The 21002-nt window shown below is 71.2% G+C and carries 21 protein-coding genes, 1 pseudogene and 1 riboswitch; of the genes and pseudogenes, 9 read left to right on the top strand and 13 right to left on the bottom strand.

What is annotated here, in order from left to right; all coding sequences use genetic code 11:
• Positions 1-139: 139 nt before the first annotated feature.
• The 6 genes from AQJ91_RS03425 to AQJ91_RS03400 all read right to left on the bottom strand — a co-directional run bounded on the left by AQJ91_RS03425 (position 140) and on the right by AQJ91_RS03400 (position 6459).
• Positions 140-553 carry an aggregation-promoting factor C-terminal-like domain-containing protein gene (locus tag AQJ91_RS03425; RefSeq protein WP_067016188.1) on the bottom strand — a complete coding sequence of 138 codons (414 nt, stop codon included), beginning with the start codon at positions 551-553 and terminating at the stop codon, positions 140-142.
• A gap of 309 nt (positions 554-862) precedes the next feature.
• Positions 863-1684: an ECF transporter S component gene (locus AQJ91_RS03420; RefSeq protein WP_067016186.1), complete on the bottom strand. Its 822-nt coding sequence runs from the start codon at positions 1682-1684 to the stop codon at positions 863-865.
• Positions 1681-3369, bottom strand: a complete 1689-nt coding sequence (locus AQJ91_RS03415; RefSeq protein ID WP_067016184.1) for an ABC transporter ATP-binding protein — start codon at positions 3367-3369, stop codon at positions 1681-1683. The genes AQJ91_RS03420 and AQJ91_RS03415 overlap by 4 nt, the downstream gene beginning before the upstream one ends.
• Complete coding sequence (locus AQJ91_RS03410) at positions 3366-4538, bottom strand: energy-coupling factor transporter transmembrane component T (protein ID WP_079084644.1); 1173 nt, start codon at positions 4536-4538, stop codon at positions 3366-3368. Before AQJ91_RS03410 ends, AQJ91_RS03415 begins: the two co-directional genes overlap by 4 nt.
• Positions 4538-5197: an SCO2322 family protein gene (locus tag AQJ91_RS03405; RefSeq protein ID WP_234381790.1), complete on the bottom strand. Its 660-nt coding sequence runs from the start codon at positions 5195-5197 to the stop codon at positions 4538-4540. The genes AQJ91_RS03410 and AQJ91_RS03405 overlap by 1 nt, the downstream gene beginning before the upstream one ends.
• Positions 5198-5208: 11 nt before the next feature.
• Complete coding sequence (locus tag AQJ91_RS03400) at positions 5209-6459, bottom strand: prenyltransferase/squalene oxidase repeat-containing protein (protein WP_067016180.1); 1251 nt, start codon at positions 6457-6459, stop codon at positions 5209-5211.
• Between the two features lie 122 nt (positions 6460-6581).
• Positions 6582-6669: riboswitch (cobalamin riboswitch) on the bottom strand.
• Between the two features lie 117 nt (positions 6670-6786).
• Between AQJ91_RS03400 and AQJ91_RS55125 the strand changes: the two are divergent.
• Positions 6787-6999 (top strand): annotated as a pseudogene (locus AQJ91_RS55125) (phosphotransferase); the annotation flags it as partial.
• Between the two features lie 88 nt (positions 7000-7087).
• Here AQJ91_RS55125 and AQJ91_RS03395 read toward each other — a convergent pair.
• Both AQJ91_RS03395 and AQJ91_RS03390 read right to left on the bottom strand, forming a co-directional pair.
• Entirely contained in the window at positions 7088-8119 is a 1032-nt protein-coding gene (locus tag AQJ91_RS03395; RefSeq protein WP_067016178.1) for an MBL fold metallo-hydrolase, read from the bottom strand.
• An 88-nt stretch (positions 8120-8207) separates the two neighbouring features.
• A complete protein-coding gene (locus AQJ91_RS03390) occupies positions 8208-8414 on the bottom strand; it encodes a hypothetical protein (RefSeq protein ID WP_067016177.1) in 207 nt (68 codons plus the stop codon).
• Positions 8415-8557: 143 nt separating this feature from the next.
• Here AQJ91_RS03390 and AQJ91_RS03385 point away from each other — a divergent pair, with 143 nt between their 5' ends.
• The 3 genes from AQJ91_RS03385 (at position 8558) to AQJ91_RS03375 (ending at position 11185) form a co-directional block, all read left to right on the top strand.
• Positions 8558-10015, top strand: coding sequence for an aldehyde dehydrogenase (locus tag AQJ91_RS03385; protein ID WP_067016175.1), 1458 nt, complete (start codon positions 8558-8560; stop codon positions 10013-10015).
• Between the two features lie 5 nt (positions 10016-10020).
• On the top strand, positions 10021-10254 hold the full coding sequence (locus AQJ91_RS03380) for a ferredoxin (protein WP_067016173.1): 234 nt from the start codon (positions 10021-10023) through the stop codon (positions 10252-10254).
• A gap of 67 nt (positions 10255-10321) precedes the next feature.
• Complete coding sequence (locus tag AQJ91_RS03375; RefSeq protein ID WP_067016171.1) at positions 10322-11185, top strand: tetratricopeptide repeat protein; 864 nt, start codon at positions 10322-10324, stop codon at positions 11183-11185.
• A 316-nt stretch (positions 11186-11501) separates the two neighbouring features.
• Here AQJ91_RS03375 and AQJ91_RS03370 read toward each other — a convergent pair whose 3' ends face one another.
• Positions 11502-12152 (bottom strand): TetR family transcriptional regulator, encoded by a 651-nt coding sequence (locus tag AQJ91_RS03370; RefSeq protein ID WP_067016169.1) that lies wholly within the window; start codon positions 12150-12152, stop codon positions 11502-11504.
• Positions 12153-12360: 208 nt separating this feature from the next.
• Here AQJ91_RS03370 and AQJ91_RS03365 point away from each other — a divergent pair, with 208 nt between their 5' ends.
• From AQJ91_RS03365 to AQJ91_RS03355, 3 genes are read left to right on the top strand one after another with little or no spacing between them, the layout of a single operon-like run.
• Entirely contained in the window at positions 12361-13785 is a 1425-nt protein-coding gene (locus tag AQJ91_RS03365; RefSeq protein WP_067016167.1) for a glycosyltransferase family 4 protein, read from the top strand.
• Positions 13779-14513: a class I SAM-dependent methyltransferase gene (locus AQJ91_RS03360; protein ID WP_067016165.1), complete on the top strand. Its 735-nt coding sequence runs from the start codon at positions 13779-13781 to the stop codon at positions 14511-14513. Before AQJ91_RS03365 ends, AQJ91_RS03360 begins: the two co-directional genes overlap by 7 nt.
• Positions 14510-15580, top strand: a complete 1071-nt coding sequence (locus AQJ91_RS03355) for a prenyltransferase/squalene oxidase repeat-containing protein (RefSeq protein WP_067016163.1) — start codon at positions 14510-14512, stop codon at positions 15578-15580. The genes AQJ91_RS03360 and AQJ91_RS03355 overlap by 4 nt, the downstream gene beginning before the upstream one ends.
• An 81-nt stretch (positions 15581-15661) precedes the next feature.
• Here AQJ91_RS03355 and AQJ91_RS03350 read toward each other — a convergent pair whose 3' ends face one another.
• The 3 genes from AQJ91_RS03350 to AQJ91_RS03340 all read right to left on the bottom strand — a co-directional run bounded on the left by AQJ91_RS03350 (position 15662) and on the right by AQJ91_RS03340 (position 17921).
• Complete coding sequence (locus tag AQJ91_RS03350; protein WP_067016161.1) at positions 15662-15952, bottom strand: hypothetical protein; 291 nt, start codon at positions 15950-15952, stop codon at positions 15662-15664.
• A 46-nt stretch (positions 15953-15998) separates the two neighbouring features.
• Positions 15999-17009: an LLM class F420-dependent oxidoreductase gene (locus AQJ91_RS03345; protein ID WP_067016159.1), complete on the bottom strand. Its 1011-nt coding sequence runs from the start codon at positions 17007-17009 to the stop codon at positions 15999-16001.
• A 108-nt stretch (positions 17010-17117) separates the two neighbouring features.
• A complete protein-coding gene (locus AQJ91_RS03340) occupies positions 17118-17921 on the bottom strand; it encodes a DUF5336 domain-containing protein (RefSeq protein ID WP_079084643.1) in 804 nt (267 codons plus the stop codon).
• 268 nt (positions 17922-18189) lie between these two features.
• On the opposite strand from AQJ91_RS03340, the gene AQJ91_RS03335 reads away from it, so the two are divergent.
• Complete coding sequence (locus tag AQJ91_RS03335) at positions 18190-18735, top strand: SigE family RNA polymerase sigma factor (RefSeq protein WP_067016153.1); 546 nt, start codon at positions 18190-18192, stop codon at positions 18733-18735.
• On the top strand, positions 18732-19985 hold the full coding sequence (locus AQJ91_RS03330) for a hypothetical protein (RefSeq protein WP_067016150.1): 1254 nt from the start codon (positions 18732-18734) through the stop codon (positions 19983-19985). Before AQJ91_RS03335 ends, AQJ91_RS03330 begins: the two co-directional genes overlap by 4 nt.
• Positions 19986-20026: 41 nt before the next feature.
• Here the strand turns inward: AQJ91_RS03330 and AQJ91_RS03325 are convergent, their stop codons facing one another.
• The gene (locus tag AQJ91_RS03325; RefSeq protein ID WP_067016148.1) at positions 20027-20947 is read right to left on the bottom strand and encodes an N-acetylmuramoyl-L-alanine amidase; all 921 of its coding nucleotides are present in this window, start codon (positions 20945-20947) and stop codon (positions 20027-20029) included.
• Positions 20948-21002: the final 55 nt, after the last annotated feature.

Below are 21002 nucleotides of genomic sequence, written 5' to 3'. Positions count from 1 at the left end.
CCTCACCTCACCCGGACCGCGAGCACGGTCCCTGCGTGGCGCGTCGCCGGACGCGACGGATCGGGCCCCGGGACACGGCGAAGACGGCGGCCCCGGGGATCAGGGGGCCGCCGCCTTCGGTTCAGGGCGTGTAGTTGGCTCAGTACCAGCCGTTGGACTGCCAGAAGTTCCACGCGCCGCAGGCGCTGCCGTAGCGGTCGTTCATGTAGTCCAGGCCCCACTTGATCTGGGTGGCGGCGCTGGTCTTCCAGTCGGAGCCGGCCGAGGCCATCTTGTTGCCGGGGAGGGCCTGGACGAGGCCGTAGGCGCCGGAGGAGGCGTTGGTGGCGTTGACGTTCCAGTCGCTCTCGTGGTCGACGATGTTCGCGAAGCAGTTGTACTGGGCCGAGTCCGCGATCATCTTCTTCGCGATCGCCTGGGCCTGGGAGGCCCCCGTCGCGGCCTGCGCGGGCGAGGCGGCGAGCAGGGTGCCGGCGGTGGCGACGGCCACGGCGGCGCCGGCGAGGGCCTTCTTCGGGCTGGCGATGCGGCGGAGGAGGAAAGCGGCGGACACAAGTGGCCTTTCGTCGGGTGCGGGGCGGTCGCGGCATGCCGGAACCACACGGTGTGCGCCGGGAGCATGCGTCGGCGCCGAGGCCCTGAGGGCACGTCGGCGCCGTGCGACGTCATCCACAGAAGCAGGCTTGGGAGCTGTCCGCAAACACCCCCTTTACTAGTTGTGGTCGCATTTGAGCTTTGCGTCCCTCGTGTGAGCTGGGTCTCAATGCGCAGGTCACGGGCCCTTATGGTGTGGGCATGTCAGCAGATCACGGCTACTACTTCGCCTCGTAGGTGACCTGGGTCATGTGGGGTGCTTCACCCATCAACGGTCCTCGAAAGTGACCGCCGTCTCGAAAGCCGCCCGGCGAGTGGCCCTGCGTAGTGCCTTGAGTACGGCCGGGCCGAGCGTGAGGGTCAATGCGACCGTGATCACCGCCCTGCCCAGGTCCCAGCCGAGGGACGTCGCCAGGCAGTACGCGACGAAGCGGGCCAGGTTGGCCGGGACCGCCGCCTCCGGGTCGAAGGCGATGTTCGAGGACAGAGCGTTCATGAAGGGCCAGCCGGCCAGGTTCATCGCCGTGCCGTAGGCGAAGGCCGCCAGGAAGCCGTACAGCGCGAGCATCCCGACTTCCGCACGGCCACGCAGGCGGTCCGGGCCCGGCAACAGCCCCGCGCCCATCGTGAACCAGCCCATCGCCAGCATCTGGAACGGCATCCACGGCCCCACCCCGCCCGTCAGCAGCGCCGACGCGAACATCGTCACCGCGCCCAGCACGAACCCGAAGCCCGGGCCCAGGACCCGGCCGCTCAGCACCATCAGGAAGAACATCGGCTCGATGCCCGCCGTACCCGCGCCGATCGGGCGCAGGGCGGCACCGGTCGCGGCCAGGACGCCCAGCATCGCCACCGCCTTCGGGCCCAGGCCGGACTCCGAGATCGTCGCCGCCACCACCGCCACCAGGAGGATCAGCAGCGCCGCGAAGAGCCAGGGCGCGTCCTGCGCGTGCGCGCCGAGCCGGGATGTGGGCGGGGTCAGGAACGGCCAGAGGAGCGCTGTGATCCCTATCGCGCTGACCAGCGCCAGCGCGACGACCGAGCGCGGGCCCAGCCGGACCGCCCGTGCCTGGGGGACGGCTGTGCTCATGCCAGGGCCGCCCTCACCTGGGCCACCGTGAGCCACTTCTGCGGGGCCAGGATCTTCGTCACCTGCGGTGCGAAGGACGGCGACGCCACCACCACGTCGGCCGCCGGGCCGTCGGCGATCACCTCGCCCTCCGCGAGGAGGATCACCCGGTGGGCCAGTTCGGCCGCCAGTTCCACGTCGTGTGTCGCCAGGACGATCGCGTGGCCCTCGGCGGCAAGACCCTGCAGGAGCGCGACCAGGCGGGCCTTCGCCGCGTAGTCCAGGCCGCGGGTCGGTTCGTCGAGGAGGAGGAGCGGAGGGCGGGCCGTCAGGACCACCGCCAGGGCGAGTGCCAGGCGCTGCCCCTCCGACAGGTCCCGGGGGTGGGTGTCGTCCGTGATGCCGGGGAGCAGGTCGGAGACCAGGGCCCGGCAGGTGCCGGGGGCCGCGTCCTCGTCGGCTGCCGTGCACTCGGCGGCGACCGTGTCGGCATAGAGGAGGTCACGGGGTTCCTGGGGGACCAGGCCCACGCGGCGGACGAGGTCCCGGGGCGGCGTACGGTGCGGTACCGCACCGGCTGCGCGCACCGATCCGGAGGACGGTTCCACCAGGCCGACCAGCGCGTTGAGCAGGGTGGACTTTCCGGCGCCGTTGCGGCCCATCAACGCGATCGTCTCGCCGGGGGCGATGGTGAGGGTGATCTCGCGGAGGGCCTGGATGTGGGCGCGGCGGACGGAGAGGGAGTGGACTTCCGCCGGCGGGGCGGGAGTTGAGCGCACGGCCGGCGCCGGCCTTTTCCGGAAGGGGAGGTGGAAGCGGGAGCTGCGGCGCGCGGCGGGGACTGTGGGAGTCGGCGCAGCGGGGGGTGAGTTGTGCTGCTCCGGTTCCTTGTCCGTGAGGCGGGTTCTGAGGTCCGCGGCGCGGCGGCGGGCGTCCCGGACCGTCAGGGGGAGCGGAGTCCAGCCCGCCAGGCGGCCCAGGTCGACCACCGGGGGATACACCGGGGATACGGCCATCCCCTCCGCCGGAGGGCCGAGGACCGGCGTCGCGCCCGGGCTCGGGAGGAGGGCGACCTGGTCGGCGTACTGGATGACGCGTTCCAGGCGGTGTTCGGTCATGAGGACGGTGGTGCCGAGGTCGTGGACCAGGCGTTGGAGGACGGCGAGGACCTCCTCGGCGGCCGCGGGATCGAGGGCGGAGGTCGGTTCGTCGAGGACCAGGGCCCTGGGGTGGGGGGTGAGGACCGAGCCGATCGCCACGCGCTGCTGCTGGCCGCCGGAGAGGGTGGCGATCGGGCGGTCGCGGAGGTCGGCGAGGCCGAGGAGGTCCAGGGTCTCCTCCACGCGGCGGCGCATGACGTCGGGGGCGAGGCCCAACGACTCCATGCCGTAGGCGAGTTCGTCCTCGACCGTGTCCGTGACGAAGTGGGAGAGCGGGTCCTGGCCCACCGTGCCCACGACGTCCGCGAGTTCGCGGGGTTTGTGGGTGCGGGTGTCCCTGCCGGCGACTGTGACCCGGCCGCGGAGGGTGCCGCCCGTGAAGTGGGGTACCAGGCCGCTGACCGCGCCGAGGATGGTGGACTTGCCTACGCCCGACGGGCCGACGAGGAGGACGAGTTCGCCTTCCGGGACCTCGAAGTCCACGCTCCGAACGGTGGGTTCGGGGGCGCCGTCGTACGTGACGGAGACGTCCTCGAAGCGGATCACGACGGCTCCTTGGGGGCGACGAAAGCCGGCAGCAGGCCGAGGAGTACGGCTGCCGCGGGCCAGAGGGGCAGGGCGGGGGCGGTCAGCGGGACCACGCCCGGGTGCAGGGCCTGGGGATCCGCGGACGCCGCGAGGGTGAGGAGCGCGGCGACCGTGACGCCGGACGCCGTGATCAGCCAGGCCCGGGTGCCCCAGGGGTCGGGGCGGTAACGGGTGCGCAGGGAACGGCGGCCGCCCAGATGCAGGCCGGCCAGGGCGGCGGTGACTCCGGCGAGGAGGACGGGGAGGCCGTAGGCGGCGCCCTCGGCGGTGAGGACGCCGTACGTTCCCGCGCAGACGCCGAGCAGGCCGCCGAGGGTGAGGGCGGTGGTGGTGTGGCGGATACGGGCAGGGACGTCGGCGGTACGGCCGTAGCCTCGCGCGTCCATCGCGGCGGCCAGGGCCACCGAGCGTTCCAACGCGCCCTCCAGGACCGGGAGTCCTACGTGGAGGAGGCCCCGGATGCCCTTGTCGGGGCGGCCGCGCAGGCGGCGGGCGGCGCGCAGCCGCTGGGCGTCGGCGATGAGGTTCGGGGCGAAGGTGAGGGCCACGACGACTGCCACGCCCATCTCGTACAGGGCGCCGGGCAGGGACTTGAGGAGGCGGGTGGGGTTGGCGAGGGCGTTCGCCGCGCCTACGCAGATGAGGAGGGTGGCCAGTTTCAGGCCGTCGTAGAGGGCGAAGAGGAGGGATTCGACGGTGACCTGGCCGCCGAGCCGGATGCCCTGTGCCCAGTCGGGGAGGGGGAGTTCGGGGAGGGCGACGATCACGTGGGTGCCGGGGATGGGGGAGCCGAGCGCTGCCGCGAAGAGGAGACGGATGAGGAGGACGGCGAGGGCGAGCTTGACGAAGGCGCCGTAGGAGCGGGACCAGGGTGTGCTTGGGCGGCAGGTTGCCACTACGTAGGCGGAGGTTGCGATGAGGAGGGTGAGGAGGAGGGGGTTGGTGGTGCGGGTGGCCGCGGTGCCGAGGCAGAGGGACCAGAGCCACCAGGCGCCGGGGTGCAGAGGTGTGGGGCGTCGGTGGGGGGTTGGGGTGCTTGTCGGCACCGGCAGGGTGCCGCTCGTCGCTGGGACGGGTGGCACGCCAGTGGCACGGCTGCCCGCAGGCCGCGTGGGTCCGGTTGACATCAGGCTCGCCGCCGCCGTGCCTGCCAGACCGCCGCCGCCCCCAGCACCGCCACCACCCCGACCCCCGCGAACAGACCCACCGACGGGCCGCCGTCCTCCCCCTCGTCGGCCGGCTCCGTTGCCGTCGGCTTGTTCTCCTTCGCCACCTGCTCCCCGCACCCCGTCTCCGGATATCCGCCGATCGCGCACAGCAGGGCGTTGGTGTTGTAGCGGAGGGGCTTGGCGACCGATGCCAGCGCCTCTGCCGTCGTCGCGGTCGAGGGGACGCGGGCACAGGCCGTTCTGGGCTTCGGCGGGGCTTCGCCTGATGGGGCGTCCGCTGTCGTGCCGAAGTCGATGACCAGGGCTACTCGCTTCCTCCCGGCCTGCGGTGGTGTCCTCGCGCAGATCGTCGGGAAGGCCGTCGTGCCTCGGGGCTGGGCCGCGTCGCTGGAGTCGGCGCTGACCGAGAAGCGCAAGCCCTGGACATCGCCGTCGGCGGGGACGGCGATGGACGGGCCCTGGGTGGCGTAGGCCCAGTGGTTGCCGTCGCGCTCCCAGAAGGACCAGTAGCGGTAGCCGACGGCATGCGCCTGGCCCGCGCTGGTCGCGAGGACGAGCGAGGCCAGGAGTGCGGACAGGAGTACGGCCGGGAGCAGGGCGGTGCGGCGGAGGGGCACTGGTCGCGTCCCTAGTTGCGGCCGAAGCGGACCAGGAAGCCGATGCCGATGGCGCCGACCACGTTGAGGCCGATGAACCACCAGATGCTGACGCCGCCGTCCTTGTCCTCCTCCTCGTCCTCCTCCTCGTCCTTCTCTGGGACGGCCGTCGCCGTCAGCGGGGCCGGCCCCTGGGCGTTGAGCTGCTTCACCAGGTCCGTGCCGCCGAAGTCGCGCGGGTCGGTGCCGGCGGCGTGGGCGGCGAGGATCAACTGGGCGTAGGCGGCGGGACCGCTCTGCTCGGCCCAGGTCACGGCGTTCTGCTCCAGCCACTTCAGGGGCTTCTGGGCGGCCGCGGTACCGCCCTGGGCGGCGAGCGCTATGACCGTGTCCGCGGTGTTGCCGTAGTCGGGCCGGTCGTCGGCACCGGCGAGGGCGGACGTCAGGTGGCCGTCCTTCGCAACCGCCTTCGTCAGGTACGCGGCGCCGTTCGCCGCCGCCTGCTCAGGGGTGCCAGGGTCGGCGCAGACAGCACCCTCGGACTTCCCCGCCTTCACCACCAGGCCCGTGCCGAGCGCACCCAGCACGCCCGCCGCCGTCGCGTCCGCGTTGGCCGCGAGCTTGCCCTTCTCGTCCGGCTGGTAGGCGAAGGCACCGCCACCGTCGTCGCAGGGGAGGGCCAGCTTCAGCAGGGCGTCGTACGGGGACTTGCCGTCCCGCACGGCCTCCGCGGGCTTCTCTCCTACGGCGGCCAGGGCGCCGATGACGACCGACGTGGAGTTGGTGTCGCTCGCGCCGCCGGGGGCGTAGCCCCAGCCGCCGTCCCTGTTCTGGACGGACTTCAGCCAGGCCACGGCCTTGTCGGTCACGGCGTCGTACCCGGCGAGCGCGGCCAGGGCCTTGTCGGTTGCGGCGTTGTGCCTGCGGAGCGCGGCCAGCGCCTGAACGGCGGCGGCCGTGCTGTTCGTGTCGACCATGAGCTTGGCGTCGCAGGCCTTCGCGGTGTCGGCGCGGTACGCGGCGAACGCGCCGTTCGCGCACTGCTGGCCGGTGAGCCAGAACACCGCCTTCGCCGCCGGCCGCACCCCCACGCTGTCCTGCGCGAGCAGGGCGAGGGACTGGCGCCAGACGCCGTCGTAGGTGGGGTCGGTGGTGCCGTACAGCCCGGACGGGAGTTCCACGGACGGCGACGCGGACGGGGACGAGTCGGCGGCCGCGGCGGGCGTGGCCATGCCGATCACGGTGGTGGCGGCCAGGACCGCGGCACTGCGGCGGACGTTCATGATCGGCGGGTGCCTCTCCCTGAAGGGAGCCGGGCAGCACGGGACCCACCCCGGCGGCTCGGCTCCGCAGACCTCGACGGTGCCGCACACCGGCGAGTTGCCGGTGCACGTGAGCCGGTCACGGTCCCGGGCGGGGCAGTCCGGCTCACCGTCCACCAGAGGCGGGCGGCTCACGGTTGCGGGTCAGTGCCGGAATTGCACCGGCTTCCCCCCGTACGGGCGTGATGGCGACCCGGCCACTCTACTCGCCCGTAAACAACGGGTGGGGGCCGCCTGTGAGGGGCGTTAGGTTCGGGGCATGGGGAGACTGATCGGCTCGGGCCGGAGGAGCCGGTCGCCGGCCCCGCCCGCGCGATCCTGGACGCCCTGCTCGCCGATCCCTCCCACCTCACCCGGGACGGACTGACGGAGGCGCTGCGGCGACGGGCCGCCAACCCGACGATGAGCCGACGGGAGACCGAACTCCTCGGGGCCGCCGGAGAGTTGATCCGGTCGTACCTGAGCAGCGGACCTCGAGAGGCGGATGCGGGACTGGGCTGAGGGCTACGAGCACACCACGGCCACCAGGCCGGGTCCAGCGGCCCCTGCCCCGAGGCCGCCGTCGCCGTGTCCGGGGAGGCAAAACGTCTTACGCCGCCACGTACGCCACCGGCTCACTCCCCGCCACCGCCTCCGCCCGCCCCAGCTTCACCAGCCGCCGCAGATGCGCCTCCGCCTCCGACACCGCGATGTTCCTTGATCCGTACGGGATTTGGTCCCAGGGCCGGTTCCACTCCATGCGCTCGGCGAGCTGCCAGGGGGTCAGCGGGGTGGCGAGGAGGGTCAGCAGGCCGGTGAGGCGGGCCTCGTGGTGGGTGAGCAGCTCCCTGACCCGGGCGGGCGCGTCGGTGAAGGCGTGCTGGTGGGCCGGGAGGATCTCGGCGGGGGCGAGGCGGCCGACGCGTTCGAGGGAGTCGAGGTAGTCGCCGAGAGGGTCGGTGACGGTGGCGTCGTCGGGATCCTCGTAGAGGCCGATGTGCGGGGTGATCTCCGGCAGCAGGTGATCGCCGGAGAACAGGCGTCCGTGGCCGGGGAGTTGAGCCGGGTGCTCCTCCTCCAGGTGCAGGCAGACATGGCCGGGTGTGTGGCCCGGCGTCCAGATCGCGCGCAGCCGGCGGCCCGCCAGGTCGAGGAGTTCGCCGGGGACGATCTCGCGGTCGGGCAGGGCGGGGGAGAAGCCGGGCAACTCCCGTGCGCGAGCCGTGCGCAGGGGCGCCACATGCTCCTCGGGGGCACCGGCGGCGGTGAGTTTGGCCGCCATGTAGGAGAACCAGCGCCCGGGACGCGTCTCCCGGGTGCGCCGCACGATCGCCGCGTCCGCCGCGTGCATCGCGACCCAGGCGCCGGACGCCTCGCGGACCTGGCCCGACAGGCCGTGGTGGTCGGGATGGTGGTGGGTGATCAGCACGCCGTGGATCTCACCGGGCGCGGTCCCGCAGGCCGCCAGCCCCTCGGCGAGGGTGTCCCAGGAGGCGGGGTCGTCCCAGCCGGTGTCGACCAGGACCGGGCCGCGGTCGGTGTCGACGACGTGGACGAGGGTGTGCCCGAGAGGGTTGTCCGGGATGGGGACCTGGAGGGACCGGACACCGCCGCCGTGGTCGTACACCTGCGCCTGCGCCATGGGCTCCCCAATCGCCGCGTTCGGCCACGCTCCGGCCACTATAACTAGAACGCGTTCCGATGGGAGCCCGATTCACCCGGACCCCGAGTCATCCGGGCTTCGCCTCCCGCATGCGTTCCGGTGTCCAGTACTTCCTGATCTCCTCCGGGCTCTGGGTCTCCCGGTGGACGGACACGCCGTTGCCGCCCCGCGCGTCCTCCCAGTTCACGGCCATCCACACGGCACCGCAGACCGCCGTCGTCGCGGCCAGTGCGAACACCGTCCAGGCACGCCGGCGCTCACGCGCGTTCGTCATCTCCCTTGTCTCCCCTCCCGCTTGATCAGCGTAGGCGCGAATGATGTGCGATCCGTGGACTCCTCGTAGTGGAACTGGTATCAGTTTCAGAGATATCTGATGGATCGTCAGAGTCGGAGTCGCGCTCCGGGAGGCAGTCGGCCATGACCGAGCTCGTGGAACACGGACAGCTGTTCATCGGCGGGGAGTTGACCGACCCCCTCGGCAAGGACGTCATCGAGGTGATCTCGCCGCACTCCGAGGAGGTCTTCGGACGCGTCCCGCACGCCTCGCCGGCCGACGTGGACCGGGCGGTCGCGGTCGCGCGGAAGGCGTTCGACGAGGGGCCCTGGCCGCGGATGACCCTCGACGAGCGGATCGAGGTCGTCACCCGCATCAAGGACGGTATCGCCGTGCGGCACGAGGAGATCGCCCGCGTGATCTCCTCCGAGAACGGCTCGCCGTACTCCTGGAGCGTCCTTGCCCAGGCGCTCGGCGCGATGATGGTGTGGGACGCGGCGATCACGGTCGCCCGCGGCTTCACATACGAGGAGACCCGCGACGGCGTCCTCGGGAGGATCCTGGTCCGACGGGAGCCGGTCGGCGTCGTCGCCGCCGTGGTCCCGTGGAACGTCCCGCAGTTCGTCGCCGCCGCCAAGCTCGCGCCCGCCCTGCTCACCGGCTGCACGGTGGTGCTCAAGCCGTCGCCCGAGTCACCGCTGGACGCCTACCTCCTCGCGGAGATCGCGCGGGACGCCGGGCTGCCGGAGGGTGTGCTCTCCATCCTCCCGGCGGACCGCGAGGTCAGCGAGTGCCTCGTCGGACACCCCGGCGTCGACAAGGTCGCCTTCACCGGCTCGGTCGCGGCCGGCAGGCGCGTGATGGAGGTCGCGTCCCGCAATCTCACCCGCGTGACACTGGAGCTGGGCGGCAAGTCGGCGGCCGTCGTCCTCCCGGACGCGGACCTCGAGACGGCCGTCGCGGGCATCGTCCCGGCCGCCTGGATGAACAACGGCCAGGCCTGCGTGGCCCAGACCCGGATCCTGCTCCCGCGCTCCCGCTACGACGAGTTCGCCGAGGCCTTCGCCGCGGCGGCGGGCGCCCTGGTGGTCGGCGACCCGCTGGACCCGGCGACCCAGGTGGGCCCGCTGGTCGCCCAACGCCAGCAGCAGCGCAACCTCGACTACATCCGCATCGGCCAGGAGGAGGGCGCCAAGATCCTCACCGGCGGCGGGCGTCCACCGGGCCTGGACAAGGGCTGGTACGTCGAACCGACCCTCTTCGGCGACGTCGACAACTCCATGCGGATCGCCCGCGAGGAGATCTTCGGCCCGGTGATCTGCCTCCTGCCCTACGGCGACGAGTCCGAGGCCCTGAAGATCGCCAACGACTCCGACTACGGCCTCTCCGGCAGCGTGTGGACCGCCGACGTCGGCCACGGCATCGACGTCGCCCGCCAGGTCCGTACCGGCACCTACTCGGTCAACACTTTCAGCCTCGACATGCTCGGCCCGTTCGGCGGCTACAAGAACTCCGGTCTTGGGCGGGAGTTCGGGCCCGAGGGCTACGGCGAGTACCTCGAACACAAGATGATCCACCTCCCGGCGGGCTGGGAGGCGTAGGGGAGATGGGCGACCGCTGGCACGTCGAGGTCGACCGGTCGGTGTGCATCGGCTCGGCCCAGTGCGTCCACCACGCCCCCGACGGCTTCCGCCTCGACACCGGCCGCCAGTCCCACCCGGCCGACCCGGATACCGACGCCAACGAGAAGATCCTCCAGGCGGCGGAGAGCTGCCCCGTCGAGGCCATCATGATCACGATGCTCGGCAGCGGGGAGCCGGTGTTCCCGCCCGAGGAGTAGGGGTGTCGGTGCGGCGGAGTACGCTCTCCCGGTTTCGTCCGAACTGATCGACCGGGGTGGGGAAGAAGTGCGGAAGTCCGAGGCCAGGGAGCTGCTCAGACAGGCGCGCGCGGCGTGGGACGCCGAGGAGTGGCTGCGCTCCGCCGAGCTCTACGAGCAGGTGCTCGCGCACTACCCGGACGAGAAGTCGAGCGCGGAGTGGTGGTACGACGCCGCGCTCGCCCACAAGTTCCTGCGCAGCTGGGCGAAGGCGTACGACCTCGGCCGTGAGGCCGCTGCCCGCTCCCCGCGCGGCGAGGGCGACCCCGCGTACTGGAACCTCGGCATCGCCGCCACCATCCAGCGCGACTGGGCGACGGCACGGGACGCCTGGGCCGGGTTCGGCATCGAACTCCCCGACGGGGAGGGCGAGATCGAGGCCCGCCTCGGGCACGCCTGTGTGCGGCTGGACACCGGCGGCGAGCGCGAGGTCGTGTGGATCGAGCGCCGGTGTCCGACGCGCGGCCGGGTGATCAACGTGCCGATCACCGGCGGTAGGCGGTACGGCGAGATCGTGGTCCACGACGGTGCGCCGAACGGCGAGCGGATCTTCGAGGGCACGACCTATCCGGTCTTCGACGAGCTCCTCCTCTTCGAGTCCTCCGACCTGCCCACCCTGGAGGTCACGGTGAGCGCGGGGGAGGACGCCGACCTCAGAGCCCTGCTCGAACTGTTCGGCGAGCACGGCTACGGCGCCGAGCCCGCCAGCGCCGTACGCATGCTGTGCGCCTGCTGCAGCGAGGGCACCCACGAGCAGGAGCGGACCGTACACGCGGGAGCACAGCAGGTGTCGCTGGCGGCCCCGGAGGAGGACGCGCGGCGGCTGCTGGAGCGCTGGGCGGCGGAGACGGCGCTCGGGCGGAGCTGGAGCGGGCTGGCGCTGGTGGGCTGAGCCCCCAGTCATCTCGGGGTCATCTCGAGCGCCGAAAAAAAAATCAGGACAGAAATTACTATTTGGGGTGTTGTACTCCGAATGGGAGTTCTACACTGGTAAGTGCCTACGGGGCGAGTGAGGGAGTCCAACCGGAGTAGCCGACTTCTGCGAGACCCTTCGGGATCCGCTGGGGCCGACAGCGACGGTCGGGCTGAGAGGCTGGAAGGCAGCAGTCAGGCCGGAAGGCGACCTCCACTACCTGATCCGGGTAATGCCGGCGCAGGGAACCCGTCTCGTAGGTTTTTCGCGCGCCCAGGGCCGCTCTGGCCCAGCCCTAGCCCCTGTCCTCCGGGGCCGTCAGGGCGATGAGCCGGCACACCGTCTCGATGTCGATCTTCACCTGGGCGATCGAGGCGCGCCCCGACAGCCAGGTGATCAGCGCCGAGTGCCAGGTGTGCTCGATGACGCGGACCGCCGACAACTGCTCCGGCGTCGGGTTCTCCAGCCCCATCGCATCCAGGATGATCACCGTCGTCTGCCGGGACACCTGGTCGACCTCGGGGCTCACACTGCGGTCCGCGAAGGTCAGCGCCCGGACCATCGCGTCGGCCAGATGCGGCTCGCGCTGCAGCGCCCGGAAGGCCCGCATCAGCGTCTCCGCCACCCGCTCGGCCGCCGTGTCGCCCTGCGGCGGCTTCTTCCGCAGCGTGCTGTGCATGTGCTCCAACTGGTCCTGCATCGTGGCGACCAGCAGATGGATCTTGGACGGGAAGTAGCGGTACAGGGTGCCCAGAGCCACCTGCGAGGACTCCGCGACCTCCCGCATCTGCACCGCGTCGAACCCGCCCCGGCTGGCCAGTTGCGCGCTCGCGTGCAGGATGCGGCGACGCCGCGCCTCCTGCCGCTCGGTGAGCGGCGCCGAGGCCGGCCGTGCCGTACTGGCTTCCACCTTGGCCACCTTGTCCACCTTGGTTTCCGCAGGCATGGGTCCCGTTCCGTGACAGTCGGTGAGGGCGAGTGATCAGACAGCATGCCAGGGCGTCGGCCGTGGCGTGAATCACCCGATCCACCGCTCACAGTGGCGCTACCTGCCGGTAGATTCAGAGCCTCCTGAACGATCAAGTCTGAAACTTGTTCTAGATTAGCGTCCCGGCGTAATCTCGCGGGACAGTGCAGGGAGAAGGGGGCCCAGAGTGACCGCTGAGGCCAGTCAGGCGGGGTCCTCCGAGGACCTGGCCGCCGACGGCGAGCGACCGCTCGACATCGCGCTCCTCACCTACAAAGGGAACCCGTTCTGCGGCGGACAGGGCGTCTACGTACGCCACCTCTCCCGCGAGCTCGCCCGCCTCGGCCACCGCGTCGAGGTCATCGGCTCCCAGCCCTATCCCGTCCTCGACGAGGGCTACGCCGACCTCACCCTCACCGAGCTGCCCAGCCTCGACCTGTACCGCCAGCCCGACCCGTTCCGCACCCCGAAGCGCGACGAGTACCGCGACTGGATCGACGCGCTGGAAGTGGCGACGATGTGGACCGGCGGCTTCCCCGAGCCCTTGACGTTCTCGCTCCGCGCCCGCCGCCATCTCCGCGCCCGACGCGGCGAGTTCGACGTCGTACACGACAACCAGACGCTCGGATACGGCCTGCTGGGCGACGTCGGCGCCCCCCTCGTCACCACCATCCACCACCCCATCACCGTGGACCGCCGCCTCGAACTGGACGCGGCGGAAGGCCCGCGGCGCCGGATGTCCATACGCCGCTGGTACGCCTTCACCCGCATGCAGAAGCGCGTGGCACGCCGCCTGCCCACCGTGCTCACCGTCTCCGGCACCTCCCGCGACGAGATCGTCGACCACCTCGGCGTACGGCAGGACCGCATCCACGTCGTCCACATCGGCGCGGACACGGACCTGTTCTCCCCGGACGAGTCGGTACGCCGGATCCCCGGCCGCATCGTCACCACGTCCAGTGCCGACGTCCCGCTCAAGGGCCTGGTCTTCCTCGTCGAGGCCCTGGCGAAGGTCCGCACCGAACACCCCGACGCCCACCTCGTCGTCGTCGGCAAAAGACCGGCGGAAGGGCCGGTCGCCGTGGCGATCGAGCGCTACGGCCTCGAAGGCGCCGTCGACTTCGTCAAGGGCATCTCGGACGCCGAACTGGTCGACCTGGTCCGCTCGGCCGAGATCGCGTGCGTGCCGTCGCTCTACGAGGGCTTCTCCCTGCCGGCCGCGGAGGCCATGGCGACGGGCACGCCGCTGGTCGCCACGACGGGCGGTGCGATCCCGGAAGTGGCCGGCCGGGACGGCGAGACCTGCCTCGCGGTACCGCCGGGCGACGCGGGAGCGCTGGCCGCCGGACTGAGCCGACTGCTGGGCGACGCCGGTCTGCGGACCCGGCTCGGCGCGGCGGGCCGGGAGCGCGTGCTGGAGCGGTTCACCTGGGCGCGGGCAGCGGAGGGCACGGTGGCCCGGTACCGGGAGGCGATCGCGCGCTCGGCCGGTCAACCATCGGTACCGGGAAGCGCGTCCGTACAACCAGCCACAACGGCACCGCCAACCCCAGCAGTTGCCACTCCCACTCCCACCCCAGAAGATCACGCCGAAAGCAGGGCCACGTGCTGACCGTCGACTTCTCCCGGTTCCCGCTCGCCCCGGGTGACCGCGTCCTGGACCTCGGCTGCGGTGCCGGCCGGCACGCGTTCGAGTGCTACCGGCGGGGCGCCCAGGTCGTCGCGCTGGACCAGAACGGCGAGGAGATCCGCGAGGTCGCGAAGTGGTTCGCGGCGATGAAGGAGGCCGGCGAGGCCCCCGAGGGCGCCACCGCGACGGCGATGGAGGGCGACGCGCTGGCGCTTCCCTTCCCGGACGAGTCCTTCGACGTCGTGATCATCTCCGAGGTCATGGAGCACATCCCGGACGACAAGGGCGTACTCGCCGAGATGGTCCGGGTGCTGAAGCCCGGCGGCCGGATCGCCGTCACCGTCCCGCGCTACGGCCCCGAGAAGGTCTGCTGGAGCCTGTCCGACGCCTACCACGAGGTCGAGGGCGGCCACATCCGCATCTACAAGGCGGACGAACTGCTCGCGAAGATCAGGGAAGCCGGGCTGAAGCCGTACGGCACCCACCACGCGCACGCGCTCCACTCCCCGTACTGGTGGCTGAAGTGCGCGTTCGGCGTCGACAACGACAAGGCGCTGCCGGTACGGGCGTACCACAAGCTGCTGGTCTGGGACATCATGAAGAAACCGCTGGCCACCCGGGTCGCCGAACAGGCCCTGAACCCGCTGATCGGCAAGAGCTTCGTGGCGTACGCGACCAAGCCCCACCTCCCCCGGGTGGACGCCAAGTGACCACCCCCCGGACAGAACACCTCGTCCTGCCCGGGGTCCTCACCGCCGAGCAGGCCGCCGCGACCGTCGCCGGGATCCTCGCCGTACAGCGGGAGGACGGCGCACTCCCGTGGTTCCGCGGCCACCACCTCGACCCGTGGGACCACGTCGAGGCGGCGATGGCACTGGACGCGGCGGGCGAACACGCCGCCGCCGAGCGGGCGTACACCTGGCTGGCACGGCACCAGAACGCGGACGGCTCCTGGTACGCGGCGTACGCGGACGGGGCCCACGACGACGTCACCGACCGCGGGCGCGAGACCAACTTCGTCGCCTACATAGCCGTAGGCGTCTGGCACCACTACCTCTCCACCGGCGACGACACGTTCCTGGACGGCATGTGGCCGACGGTGTACGCGGCGACCGAGTTCGTGCTGCGACTGCAGCAGCCCGGCGGCCAGATCGGCTGGCGGCGCGACGACGACGGCACGGAGACCGCGGACGCGCTGCTGACCGGTTCCTCCTCGATCCACCACGCGCTGCGGTGTGCGCTGGCCATCGCCGAGCAGCGGGAAGAGGCGCAGCCGGACTGGGAGTTGGCTGCGGGGGCGTTGCGGCACGCGATCCGGCGGCATCCCGAGCGGTTCCTGGACAAGGACCGTTACTCGATGGACTGGTACTACCCGGTACTGGGCGGCGCGCTGACCGGTGCGGAGGCCAAGGCCCGTATCGAGGAGGGCTGGGACCGTTTCGTCGTGCCCGGACTCGGGGTGCGATGCGTGTTCCCCAACCCGTGGGTGACAGGCGGCGAGTCGGCCGAACTCGCCCTGGCCCTCTGGGTGATAGGTGAGTCCGACCGTGCGCTGGACATACTTCAGTCGATCCAGCACCTGCGTGACCCGGAGTCGGGCCTGTACTGGACGGGATACGTCTTCGACGACGACGCGATCTGGCCGCGCGAGTTGACCACTTGGACGGCGGGGTCGCTGTTGTTGGCGGTTGCGGCGCTTGGGGGGCATGAGGCGACTTGTGCGGTGTTCGGGGGCGAGCGGCTTCCTGCGGGGCTTGACCCGGATCGTTGCGCCTGAGAGCTCGGGTGGTTTGTGTTGCTCTGGCGGGTGCGGGGTTCGTTGTGGCTTGTCGCGCAGTTCCCCGCGCCCCTTGAGGCGTCAGTGTCGATGTAGGCGATTGGCTATCGCATGGCCTATGAACAGGTAGACGACCGCCGCCAGGCCGTATCCGGCAACTACGCGTGCCCAGGCCTCGTCGAAGGTGAACAGGTCGTAGGACCAGCCCGCCAGCCAGCGGGCCGCGTCCTGGATGAACTGCACGAAGTCGTTCGCGCGATTCGCGTCCAGCAGGTACATCAGGATCCACAGGCCCAGGATCAGGGCCATGACGTCGGCGACGACCGCAATGATCGACCCGGCCTGATTGGCACCGCGATACCGAGGAGACATGCCCTCCGGGTGTCCCTTGAAGCGTGGACGAAACCTGCGCCCTCCCTTACGTGTTGAGCTCGGCCAGCACCCGCAAGGTGTGCGGATCGGACGACAGCACCAGCAGGTCCGTCACCGGCCCCTTCCGCCACAACTCCAGCCGCTCGGCGATGCGTTCACGCGGCCCGACGAGGGAGATCTCGTCGGCGAAGGCATCGGGCACGGCGAGCACGGCCTCCTCCCGGCGCCCCTCCAGGAAGAGCCGCTGGATATGCCGGGCCTCCTCCTCGTACCCCATGCGGGCCATCAGATCGGCGTGGAAGTTCCGGGCGGCGTGCCCCATGCCGCCGATGTAGAAACCGAGCATGACCTTGACCGGCAGCAGCCCTTCGGCGACGTCGGCACAGACCTGGACGCGGGCCATGGGAGCGACGAGGAAGCCGTCAGGCAGATCGCTGACGGACGGGCCGTACACCTCGGGCCGGGACGGTGACCAGTACAGCGGTAGCCAGCCGTCGGCGATCCGGATGGTCTGGGCGACGTTCTTGGGCCCCTCGGCGCCGAGCAGGACGGGCAGTTCGGCCCGGAGGGGATGCGTGATCGGCTTGAGCGCCTTGCCGAGGCCGGTCCCGTCCGCGCCCCGATAGGGATGGGAGTGGAACCGCCCGTCGAGTGCCACGGGCGCCTCGCGCCACAGCACTTGCCGTACGACATCGACGTACTCGCGGGTCGCGGTGAGAGGGGATGTGGGGAATGGCCGTCCGTACCAGCCTTCCACGACCTGCGGTCCCGACAGGCCGAGCCCGAGCATCATGCGTCCGCCGGAGAGGTGGTCGAGGGTGAGGGCGTGCATGGCGGTGGTGGTCGGCGACCGGGCGGCCATCTGGGCAACCGCCGTACCCAGCTTGATGGTCGAGGTCTGCGCGGCGATCCAGGTGAGGGGAGTGAAAGCGTCGGACCCCCAGGACTCGGCGGTCCACACGGAGTCGTAACCGAGCCGCTCCGCCTCCTGCGCGAGCGGGACGTGGTCGGGGGAGGGGCCGCGGCCCCAGTAGCCGAGTGCGAGCCCGAGCCGCATGCCTGCCTCCTGACGGTGCGTCAGCCAAGGAGGGTGACTGTATGACAACGGCCCCTCACCCGGAAGGGCGAGGGGCCGTCGTACGGCTTGTCGTACGGCTTCGAGGGCTCAGCCGCGCTGGATCCCCGACGTGTCCTGGAGTACGCCGCGGCGGCCGTCCTGCGTCTGGGCGACCAGAGCCGGGCCGCGCTGCTCGACGGCCAGGTACCAGGTACCGGGCGCGAGTTCCGCGATCGGCGCCGGCGAACCGTCCTCCGCGAACAGCGGACGCGGCACCGGCACGGCGAACCAGAACGGCGAGAAGTCCGCGGCGGGCGCCTGCGGCTGCGCCTGCTGAGGCTGGGGCTGCTGGGGCTGCCCACCGAAGGGCTGGCCGGGCTGCGGCTGGCCGCCGTACGGCTGGCCGGGCTGGGGCTGCTGGGCGCCGGGGTAGCCGTAACCGGCGGGGGGCTGGGCGCCGTAGGGCTGGGGGGCGGCGGGGCGGGGGGCCGGGAGGAGCGCGGCGTTCAGGGCCGGGACCAGCGGGGCGGCGATCGCGCCGGCGGCGAGGGCCAGGGCGGCGATCAGGCCGAGGATGAGGCCCAAGCCGGCGCCATCCGCGTCGATCCACCACCACAGCAGCGACCAGGCGGTGGCGACCGTCAGGACCACACCGACCGTCCCCATGTCCAGGCCCGCGACCTTGCGCGGCTGGGGGAGGAGACGGGCGACCACGATGAGCGCGCCACCGATCACGCCGGTCATGTACGTGCCGAGGCCGAGGCCGAGCGTCATGCCCCAGGCGTTAGGAACGGTGTCGCAGACGCTGTCCGGGCCGTCGCAGCTGGCAATGTCGAGGAGCGACGCGATGAACAGCAACACCGCTGCTCCGATCACCACGCCGTCGCCTCGAGTGAGGGAGCGGATATTCACTTCAGTCGGTCCTTCAGTTCAGTCGTCTCGTCATGGGTGGAGGCGTCGCTGTCACCATGTCGCCGTCAGGCCCCGGTGTGAAGCGTAGGGGGTGACCCCTCATCATATGGACGACACTATCGTCCGTCCGGTCACGGTGTCCCCAGGGATCATCGCTTGAGCGCGACCCGCCCGCTACCTGCGCAGGAAACTCACGATTCCTTTGGTCAACGGTTCTGCCTCCTAGCACGTCCCATACATGTCAGTGACAGATCGTGGGGAGGCGGCCATGGCAGGCAGACGCGACGAAGAGGCGTTCTCCGAGTTTGTGCATGCCCGTTCCCGGGCGCTGCTGCGGACCGCGTACCTGCTCTCCGGCGGCGACCACGCACTGGCCGAGGACTTGCTGCAGTCGGCGCTGGTCAAGGCTTATGTCGCACTGCCCAGGCTGCGCGATCCGCGGGCGCTGGAGTCCTACGTCCGGCGGACGCTGGCCAACACCGCCACCTCGTGGTGGCGCAGCAGACGCGTGCGCGGAGAGCGGCTGACGGACGGCCTGGCGGAGAGCGTGCCGACGGTGCCGGACACCGTGACCCAGGACGGAACGTCCGAGGTCGACGAGCGGGAGCGGATCTGGGCGTGGGTGTGCTCGCTGCCGCCCAGGCAGCGGGCGGTGATCGTACTGCGCTACTACGAGGACCTCACCGAGCCGCAGACTGCCGAGTTGCTGAGCTGTTCGGTCGGCACGGTGAAGACCCAGGCCCACCGGGCCCTGAAGAAGCTGCGCGAGATGGTCACCGGGGGATTGCCGAAGGCTGTGGAGGAGGCGCTGTGACGGAGCAGGGCGAGCAGAGGGAGCAGACGAGCGGCCCGGTGCGGGACATGCTCGTCGCACGGGCGGACAAGGTGTCCGTCCCCGACGGCTGGGCGGACCGGGTGCTGGGCGACGGCAGGCGCGTGGTGGGGCGGCGGCGGTTCGCCGCGGCAGCCGCCGCGGTGGCCGCGGTCGCAGCGGTCGCGGTGGCGGTCCCGTTGAGCGGGCTGCCGACGTCCGACGCGCAGCCGCCGGCCTCGTCGAGGCCGGAGTGGGCGGTACGGGACTCGGTGCCGAAGGAGCTACGGAAGCTGCCGATGGGCCCGGACACCCAGGTGCCGTACGGGACGGGCGGCGGCGACGGGGAAACCTCCAGGCAGGTCATGCTCGGTGGCAAGGTCTTCTCGGTCCCGGACAAGTACGACGGGTTCCGGATCTGGCGGGCCGGGGACCGGGGATTCGTCTATCTCGCGCAGGAGTCCTCATCCGTCACGGTCGTGGCTTATGTCGATGCGGACGGTTCCACGAAGGAACTCGAGCGCACGGCGGACGGGCAGCACACCACTCAGCTGAACGTCTCCGCGGACGGCCGTTTCGCGGCCTGGACCGTGCATCCCACCGAGGGCCGGTCGGTGGTTGTGAAGCGCGCCGACCTGACCACCGGCAAGGTCGACTCCCGTACCTACGAGGGCGTCGACTCGGTCTACGGCTTCGCGGGGCACGACGTACTCGTGGAATGGAACGGGCTTATCCAGAACGTCGGCAGCCTCGACCAGGACAAGACGGCCTGGCCCTCGGCGGACCTGAACAAGCATCAGGCAGGTCTGTCGATCGTCGGCGACTCCGTACTGCTGCGTGTGCCGAACGACTGCCTGCGCAGCTATGCGCTCTCGCAGTCGGAGAAGCAGCGCTGGGAGCTCTGCGACGAGACCGGTGAGATGCGCTTCTCGCCGGACGGGCGGCGGATCGCCGACGCGCGCGGCGACGGCTCACTCGTCGTACACGACGCGTCGAGCGGCGAGGTGACAGCGGAGCTGCGGGCAGCCTCGCGGGTCCATGTCCAGGGCATGGTCTGGGAGTCCGACGACCAGCTCCTGCTCGGTCTGGCCGAGCAGGAGTGGCCTGAGGGCTACGGCAACGGCAAGAAGGTGTCCCTCGTCGCCTTGCCGTACGGGCCGACCTACTTGGTCCGCTGCCACGTGAAGCGGGAAAGCTGCGAACTCGTCGACACGGGCGGGTCGATCACGGCCTTCCCCGGCTCGGCTTCGTAGCCACCGTCGTCAACGGCCGCCGCCGCGTGCTGTCGAACTCTCTACGCCTCCAGGAAACTCACGAGCCCCTCAGAGATCCCCCGCGCCGCCTTCTGCCGCCACGCACCGCTGGTCAGCAGCGCCACGTCCTCGCTGTCGCGCATGTTGCCGCACTCGATGAAGACCTTGGGAACCGTGGACAGATTGAGGCCGCCGAGGTCCTTGCGGGTGACGAGGCCGGTGCCGTCGCCGACGTAGTTGGAGGGGGCGGTGCCGGTGGCGCGGGCGAAGTTGCCGGCGATGCGTTCGCCGAGGTCGCGGGAGGGGGCGATGATGGGGCCGGTGTCGGCGGTGCCCGCCTTGACCTTGGCCGGGAGGATGACGTGGAAGCCGCGGTTGCCGGCGCCGGAGCCGTCCGCGTGGATGGAGACGACGGCATCGGCCTCCGCCTTGTTGCCGATCTTCGCCCGCTCGTCGATGCAGGGGCCGTAGGGCCGGTCGCCGTCCTGGGTCAGTTTCACCGTGGCGCCCTGCTGCTGGAGGAGGGTGCGCAGGCGGTGGGCGACGTCCAGCGTGAACTTGGCCTCCGTGTAACCGGAGTTGGTGGACGTCCCCGTCGTGTCGCACCCCTTCCAGTTCGTGCCGATGTTCACCTTGCGGTTGATCTCGGCCGTGTGCTGGAAGTTGGCGGGGTTGTGGCCGGGGTCGATGACGACGACCTTGCCCTTGAGCGGGCCGGAGGGGGCGGGGCTCGGCTTCTCGTCGTCGCTGGTTGAGGACGCCGTGGGGGGTGCGGTGGGAGGTGCGCTCGTCGAGGCTGCGGGGGTCTGCGCGGACGCCTGGTCCGTCCCGCCCTCGCCCACGGCGTCGTACACCACCCATCCGAGCAACGCCCCCGGCACGAGCGCCGCGACCGCGACGGTCAGCGGGCGGCGGCGGGGACGGCGGGGCTGGGGAGGATTCTGGGAGCCTACGTACGACACGTCTGCCACCTTAAGGGCCGTTCACGTGCTCCGCAGGCTCCCAGAATCCTCCGTC

The organism is Streptomyces dysideae, from assembly GCF_001514305.1.
GTDB lineage: Bacteria > Actinomycetota > Actinomycetes > Streptomycetales > Streptomycetaceae > Streptomyces > Streptomyces dysideae.
The sequence above is the reverse complement of the archived record's forward strand: the minus strand, read 5'-3'. Positions and strand labels throughout refer to the sequence as shown.

Bases quoted from the DNA above. Each gene is read 5' to 3' on its own strand.
- AQJ91_RS03420 (WP_067016186.1), bottom strand. From the start codon at position 1,684: ATGAGCACAGCCGTCCCCCAGGCACGGGCGGTCCGGCTGGGCCCGCGC.
- AQJ91_RS03410 (WP_079084644.1), bottom strand. From the start codon at position 4,538: ATGTCAACCGGACCCACGCGGCCTGCGGGCAGCCGTGCCACTGGCGTG.
- AQJ91_RS03400 (WP_067016180.1), bottom strand. From the start codon at position 6,459: ATGAACGTCCGCCGCAGTGCCGCGGTCCTGGCCGCCACCACCGTGATC.
- AQJ91_RS03395 (WP_067016178.1), bottom strand. From the start codon at position 8,119: ATGGCGCAGGCGCAGGTGTACGACCACGGCGGCGGTGTCCGGTCCCTC.
- AQJ91_RS03390 (WP_067016177.1), bottom strand. From the start codon at position 8,414: ATGACGAACGCGCGTGAGCGCCGGCGTGCCTGGACGGTGTTCGCACTG.
- AQJ91_RS03385 (WP_067016175.1), top strand. From the start codon at position 8,558: ATGACCGAGCTCGTGGAACACGGACAGCTGTTCATCGGCGGGGAGTTG.
- AQJ91_RS03380 (WP_067016173.1), top strand. From the start codon at position 10,021: ATGGGCGACCGCTGGCACGTCGAGGTCGACCGGTCGGTGTGCATCGGC.
- AQJ91_RS03370 (WP_067016169.1), bottom strand. From the start codon at position 12,152: ATGCCTGCGGAAACCAAGGTGGACAAGGTGGCCAAGGTGGAAGCCAGT.
- AQJ91_RS03350 (WP_067016161.1), bottom strand. From the start codon at position 15,952: ATGTCTCCTCGGTATCGCGGTGCCAATCAGGCCGGGTCGATCATTGCG.
- AQJ91_RS03345 (WP_067016159.1), bottom strand. From the start codon at position 17,009: ATGCGGCTCGGGCTCGCACTCGGCTACTGGGGCCGCGGCCCCTCCCCC.
- AQJ91_RS03335 (WP_067016153.1), top strand. From the start codon at position 18,190: ATGGCAGGCAGACGCGACGAAGAGGCGTTCTCCGAGTTTGTGCATGCC.